General features: G+C 60.3%; 5 protein-coding genes. All 5 read right to left on the reverse strand.

What is annotated here, in order from left to right; translation table 11 throughout:
* Positions 1-44: 44 nt before the first annotated feature.
* Positions 45-3281 carry a transporter substrate-binding domain-containing protein gene (locus ACM6I6_RS04445; RefSeq protein WP_323606884.1) on the reverse strand — a complete coding sequence of 1079 codons (3237 nt, stop codon included), beginning with the start codon at positions 3279-3281 and terminating at the stop codon, positions 45-47.
* The gene (locus tag ACM6I6_RS04450; RefSeq protein ID WP_274075502.1) at positions 3282-3908 is read right to left on the reverse strand and encodes a response regulator transcription factor; all 627 of its coding nucleotides are present in this window, start codon (positions 3906-3908) and stop codon (positions 3282-3284) included. It lies immediately after the preceding gene.
* A gap of 111 nt (positions 3909-4019) precedes the next feature.
* A complete protein-coding gene (locus ACM6I6_RS04455) occupies positions 4020-4433 on the reverse strand; it encodes a response regulator (RefSeq protein ID WP_274075503.1) in 414 nt (137 codons plus the stop codon).
* 237 nt (positions 4434-4670) lie between these two features.
* Positions 4671-6005: a lysine N(6)-hydroxylase/L-ornithine N(5)-oxygenase family protein gene (locus ACM6I6_RS04460; protein ID WP_406591790.1), complete on the reverse strand. Its 1335-nt coding sequence runs from the start codon at positions 6003-6005 to the stop codon at positions 4671-4673.
* A 145-nt stretch (positions 6006-6150) separates the two neighbouring features.
* A complete protein-coding gene (locus ACM6I6_RS04465) occupies positions 6151-6633 on the reverse strand; it encodes a sigma-70 family RNA polymerase sigma factor (protein WP_168758677.1) in 483 nt (160 codons plus the stop codon).
* Positions 6634-6923: the final 290 nt, after the last annotated feature.

Consider the following 6923-nt stretch of genomic DNA (forward strand, 5'->3'; position numbering starts at 1 on the left):
AACGCCGCCCGGGGCAAGCCCAAGGGCCTGGCGCCAGCCTGGGATTAAACCGCCGGGTTCAAGCCGCAGCCCTGCTCAAGACTGCGGTCCAGGCGCGTCATGACTTGGTGCAACTGATCGACGGCGGCGTCGATCAGTGCGGCATCGCCCTCGCCACAGGCACGCTCCAGTTGCTCGCAACACGCCACCAGCGCCTGCGCCCGGACCATCTGCGCGCCACCCTTGATGCGGTGCGCCAGGTCCTTCAAGCCGTGGTAGTTACCACTGGCATGTTCTTGCCGCAGACGTTCGCGATCATCGCGATTGGCAACGGCCAGGTCATGCAACAACTGAGTGATCAGTTCATTGTCGGCCCCTGTGTAGCGTTGCAAGCCGCTTAAATCGATTTCGCTGCTGGAAGGCGCTGCGCTCAGGCCTGGCGATTCGCTGGAAAAACGCGTGGCCAACCAGGCGCTCAGGTCGACCAGTCGAATGGGCTTGAACAGGCAATCGTCCATCCCCGCTTCGATACAACGCATTTTCTCCTCGGGTTGAGCGTTGGCGGTGAAGCCCAGGATCACCGTTGGCGACCCCAGCTGGAAGCGTTCCTCATCGCGGATCGCACCCGCCAGTTCATAACCGCTGACCACCGGCATGTTGCAGTCGGTGACGACCAGATCGCAAGCGTGTTCACGCCATTGCTCGAACCCTTGCTGGCCATCCTCTGCGAGCAGCACCCGGTGCCCCAGGTAACTCAGTTGCCGCGAAAGCAGCAAGCGGTTGGCCGGGTAATCGTCCACCACCAGAATCGTCAGCGGCCGGGTCCTTGCCGTCGATTCACTCGGCGCCATTTCAGTGCCGGGCAACGTCTGCAATGCCTGCAGTTCAAGGCTGATGTCCAACCGGGTTCCGCGTCCCAGGACGCTGGAGAGTTGCAAGCGCCCGCCCATCATTTCGCACAGCGTGCGGCTGATCACCAGACCCAGGCCGGAACCCTGACGGCCTGATTGCTGACGGTTGCCGGCCTGTACGAACGGGCTGAACAGGCGTTGCTGGTCAAAGGCGCTGATACCGCTGCCGCTGTCCTCGATACGCACACTGACCGCGAGACGCTCCGCCGACGCGGGCACGACTCGCAAGCGCAGGCTGACCTCGCCTTTGTGGGTGAACTTGATGGCATTGCTCAGCAGATTGGACAGCACTTGCTTGAATCGCGTGGGATCGATCAACACATCGCGGTCGCTGTGCTCGTCCAGTTCGACCCGCCACTGCAGGCTCTTCTGCCGGGCCAGGCCCTCAAAGACCCGGCACACCGACAGCACCAGCGCCTGCAGATTGGCTCGCTCCGGCGTCAGCGACAAGTGCCCGGACTCGATACGGGCAATGTCCAGGATGTCGCCGATCAAGGCAAGCAACTGTTGCCCGGCATCTGACGCCACCTCGATGGCCGGGCGATCGGTCACGCCCTCATCGGCGCTTTTCAGTGCCAGTTCAAGCATGCCGATAAGGGCATTCATCGGCGTGCGGATCTCATGACTCATGGTTGCCAGGAACGTGGTCTTGGCCCGGTTGGCATCGTCGGCGGCGTCCTTGGCCTCCTGCAATCGGGCCAGCCATTGCTGGCGCTGACGGATCTGCCGGCGCTGCCAGGCGATCCAGGCCAGTGCCAGCAAGAGCAAGGCGCCGGCCACCGCGAACGCCTGGAAAATGCTCTGGCGATGGCGCAGCCAATAGCTCTGTTCCACCATCAGGTCATTGCGCCAGGGCAGTATCAGTTCGTCGATTTCTTCCGGGGGGATACTGAGCAAGGCCTTGTCCAGGATCGAGTGCAACTCGCTGGCCTCGCGCCCGGTCGCCAGGGTACTGCGCGCGGGATCGATGCCCACCGTGCTGGTGACCTGGAGGCGATCACGGTACTGCCGGGAGATCAGGTAACGGGCGCTGATCAATGAGTTGATGGCACCTTGTGCCTTGCCTTGGGCGACCATTTCCATGGCATCGGCCGACAAGGGCGCATCCACACACCGGATCAACGGGAAGTGTTGGCGAACGAACTCGCCTGAGATATTGCCCTGGGTCAGCGCCAGGGTTTTTCCGGCCAGGTCATCCAGGGTCCTGGGGCTGTCCGGCGCCAGGCGCGTCACCAGCACCGATGGGCTGGTCAGGAACGCCCGGGTAAACAGCAGGTCTTCCTCACGCAGGGAACTCAGGCCGATACCCGCCAGCACATCGACCTCGCCACGCTTGATCGCTTGCACCATCTGCGCCACCGACGGCATGGCGCGGATGTCGAATTGCAAGCCGGTGCGCAAACTGATTTTCGCCAGCACATCGACACCGATGCCGCGAAACCGGCCTTCACTGTCCAGGAAAGTAATCGGCGGGATGTTCTCGTTGATCGCCACGCTCACTCGCGGGTGCCGGTCGAGCCATCGCTGCTCGGTCACACTCAGTTGCAGGGACTGCGTGCCCGGCATGGACACCCCGCTCGCTCCCCAGCGGCGCTGGATGTTCATCTGTTCATTGGCCGTTATCAACGCCAGGGCCTTGTCGACAATGCGCAGCAGCGCCGGGTTGTCGCCGGCCATGGCAAAGGCGAAGCGCCCGGATTCCATGGGCGAGAAGTCAGCCAGCTGGACGTTGTTCAGGTAGTTTTTGCTGATCAGGTAATGGGCGCTGATCGCATCGCCCAGGTACACATCCGCCTGGCCGAAGGCGACGGCCCCGACAGCCGCCAGTGTCGAGGGGAACAGCTGAACCTGGGCCTCGGGATAGAACCGCTGGACGTTTTGTTCAGGCAAGTAGTGGTAGAGCATCGCCAGGCGCTTGCCGGCCAGTGTCGGGTCCAGCACCTGGAGTGCATCAACGCGGGTCACCAATACCGGCTGATCCACCGCATAGGCGCGGGACATTTTTAGTTGCGGGTCCTGGGACTCGTAGCTGTTGGAGGTTCCCAGCAGGTCTGCCGCGCCTTGCTTGACGGCTCGAACGGCGTCTTCGCGCGATGGATAGCGCCGGACTTCGATCTCTACCCGCAGCAACTGCCGGAGCAGATCGGCGTAGTCGGCGGTCACCCCCTCGAGCGTGTGGTCGGTGGTGATGTCGAAAGGTGGATAATCCGGGGCTGAAACGGCCAGCACCAAACGGTCTTTTTGCTGCAACCAGCGCGCATCGGCGGCCGACAACCGCAGCACTTGGCCCTCCACGCTGGAACGGCCCAGCAAGGTCAAGGTTTGCGGCTGCGCGCAGACACTAGATACCCAAAGGCAAAGGGCCAACAGCAGGTATCGAATGGCGTTCATTCAGATCAAGTGATGACGTTGGGCAAGATCCCTCAGGTGCACCGACGACTCCACGTTGAGTTTTTCAGTCAAGCGGGTCTTGTAGGTGCTGACGGTCTTGTGGCTCAGGTGCATGATTTCGGCGATTGCCTTGTTGCTCTTACCCTGGGCCAGTTGCTGGAAAATCGACAACTCGCGATCTGAAAGCCTGTCGATCATCTGTTTTTCACTGCGTTGCGCCTGGCTCAGGGACACGGAGCTTGTGGGCAACCGGGTGAAATAGGTGTAACCGGCCATCACGGCCTGCACGGCTTTTTGCAAATGCTCCAGATCGTTGGTCTTGGCGACGTAGGCCATGGCACCGGCGCGCATGCAACGATCCTGGAAAAACGCCGGTTCCTGGGCAGTGAACACCACCACCTTACATGGCATCTCCTCGATCTGGATCCGTGCCAGTACATCCAGGCCGTCGAGCGACGGCAGGTTGAGGTCCAGCACAATCAGTTCCGGTTTATTATCGCGGATCATCGGCAAAACTTCGTTACCGCAGGCCGCTTCGTGGATACGCTTGTATCCCAAATGCCTGAGTACGCTTTTGACTGCACCGCGAACCACCGGATGATCGTCCACAGCCATCGCTGACTTCATGGCAACTCCCTATGCATAAACACGACGTTCGGGCACTGACGGCCCATGGGCAAGAACCCGAAATGAACACAGCAGCTGCGCATAGACTCTTGCACGTAAAAACCGATCGGACTACCTGACAGAAATGACAGTTGCGACGAACGGTAGAGGTCGATCAACGACCGCCATCAACCGCTGGATAGTCGCCAGGTCCGGCAGCAAGGCATGGCTCACTTGGACTTTTTGCCTTGCAGAGGGCGCGGTGGGGCGCAGTTGCGCGCGCTCGCCGTCGAAAATCAGCGCGTGCGCCACCTGCCGGTTGTCGAGACAGAAATCCAGCAGGTCGAGCTTGCCGTCGGCCATGCCAGCATTGATGACCAGCAGATCGAAGGGTTCGCAACCGTACTCGACCAGGTTCAGCAGCTCTTCGAGGCTGTGCACCGGCGCCACGCGAAAATAATCGAGCTGGTTGAACAGCCGCTCGATTTTCATCCGGTTGAAGTGTTGTGGGTCAGCGATCAGGATGCGTAAGGACTTGTTGGGCAACGTGCCCCCCCGGGTCAGATTGATGAGGGGGCAAGACTACGGAAGACCTGCCGAGCGTTCTGTAGGAAAAATCCGAAATACTGCCCGCTTAATCTGACGCTGGTGATACGTGGGGGAATCGCAGGGTTCTTCAGGGCCTCATCGCCAGCAGGCTGGCTCCCACAATAGATCTGCGTACACAGGTCAAATGTGGGAGCCAGCCTGCTGGCGATGGCGGCCTCACAGCCGCCGAAGTTCTCAGCTGGCAGTCGCCAACAACAGATCCACCACCGAACGATGCCCACGGTTCTTGCCATGGTCATACAACGACCCGGCAATCTCGTCCGCACGAATCGGCAGGATCGACAGCAAGGTATCGCTCAAGCCATGGCTGGCCTGGCAGAAGCCCTGCATATAGATGCCGGCCTTGCAGCGCTCGTCGGTGATCAACTTGTAGTTGCGGTCCACCTCGAAATCACCCAGGTACTGTTCCAGCGGGGCCAGCAGCTTGCGGTGCATCTGCCGCTCGTAACCGGTGGCCAGCACCACGGCGTCGTAGTGACGGACCGCAATTTCGCCGGTGGCTTTGTTGCACATCGTCAGTTCAATGCCGCGTTCGGTGGCGGTGGCTTTTGAGAGAGTGGTCAGGGTACGGAACGCATGGCGGGCAACGCCCGAAACTTTCTGCCGGTAGAAAATCCCGTAGATCCGCTCGATCAGGTCAATGTCCACCACCGAATAGTTGGTGTTGTGGTACTCGTTGACCAGGCGCTCACGCTCGCTGCTCTCCTGCTGGAACACCAGGTCGGTGAACTCCGGCGAGAACACTTCGTTGACGAACGGGCTGTCGTCCGCCGGCTTCAGGGCCGAACCGCGCAGGATCATGTCGACCTGCACCGACGGGAAGCTGTCGTTGAGGTCGATGAAGGCTTCCGCCGCGCTCTGCCCGCCACCGATAATCGCGATACTCATCGGCTGGTTGTTCACGCACGGCTGCTTGGCCATCTGCGCCAGGTATTGCGAATGGTGGAACACGCGGTTGTCGCCCTTGAGCGCCTTGAACGCCTCGGGAATACGCGGCGTACCGCCCGCGCTGACCACCACCGAACGGGTGGTGCGCACCTGTTGATGCCCGGTGCTATCGCGGGAAATCACCCGCAGCGCTTCGACCTGCTGGTTGTGCAGCACCGGTTCGATGGTCAGCACTTCTTCGCCGTAACGGCTCTGCTTCTCGAATTGCATGGCCACCCAGCGCAGATAGTCGTTGTACTCCATGCGGCACGGATAGAAGGTGCCCAGGTTGATGAAGTCCACCAGGCGCCCGTGGGCCTTGAGGTAATTGACGAACGAATAAGGACTGGTCGGGTTGCGCAGGGTCACCAGGTCCTTGAGGAAGGAAATCTGCAGCTCGCTCTGGGTCGACAGGGTGTTGCCATGCCAGCTGTAGTTGGCCTGCTTGTCGAGAAACAGTACATCCAGCTCGCCCTGGGTCGGCCCGCGCTCCTGCAGGGCGATGGCCAGCGCCAGGTTCGAAGGGCCGAAACCAACGCCGATCAGGTCGTGAACGATGGGCGATGCAATTGCCTGTGTCATTTCCAGTGTCCTCTGGATAAGCCCCCGAGCGGCGGGGAGATAAGCCTAAGTGACCTGACCGGCCTTGAGCAGGACAGCAGGTCGTCTGTTGATTAGGAACGAGGACAGTGAAATAAAATTTAACAAGAACGGATGTACGCGAAGATCAATGGGCATCCCATTGGCGCATCCGCACCCGGCAATGCTTCATCGCATTGACGATGTGTTTTTCGACCAAGGCCTTGGAAATGCCCAGGTGTTCGGCGATCTGCGGGTGCGACAGGCCTTCGATCTTGCGCAGCAGGAAACTCTCGCGGCACAGGCGCGGCAATTCCGCCAGGGCGCGCTGGAGCATGTCCAGGCGCTGGCCGTGATCGAGGCTGCTGAGGGGCGATGGGCTGAAGTAGCGCTCTTCGTTGTCGAGCACGTCCAGCGACTCGACCTGGCGCAACGCATTGCGCCGGTGATCGTCGATCACCAGGTTCAAGGCCGTGCGATAGAGGAAGGCCCGGGGCTGCTCGATCGGCGTGTCGCTGGAGCGCTCCAGGACTCGCAGATAAGCGTCATGCACCACATCTTCGGCGACCTGGCGGTTGCCGAGCTTGGCGTTGAGGAAACACACCAGCTCTCGATAGTAGTTTTCCAACATGACTCCCGTCCGCACGGGTGCGGTTACTGTCCTTGAGCCCGCTACTCGACCACAAAAGCTGGCAGTGGCACGATAGTGGCAGTTTGAGATGCGTAATTTATAGTAATTCTCATATAGATTTAAAGTATTGCTTTGGCTTGCCCGACAAATAGTCATGGTCTACGGCTTGCACGCCCCCGTAGGAGCTGCCGAAGGCTGCGATCCTTTGATCTTTAAAATCAAAAGATCGCAGCCTTCGGCAGCTCCTATGTATGGACTCGCCCCCACTGTCTACCCGCTTTTAAAAAACC

This window comes from Pseudomonas sp. IT-P218, assembly GCF_949767605.1.
In the GTDB taxonomy this organism is placed as follows: Bacteria; Pseudomonadota; Gammaproteobacteria; order Pseudomonadales; family Pseudomonadaceae; genus Aquipseudomonas; species Aquipseudomonas putida_AE.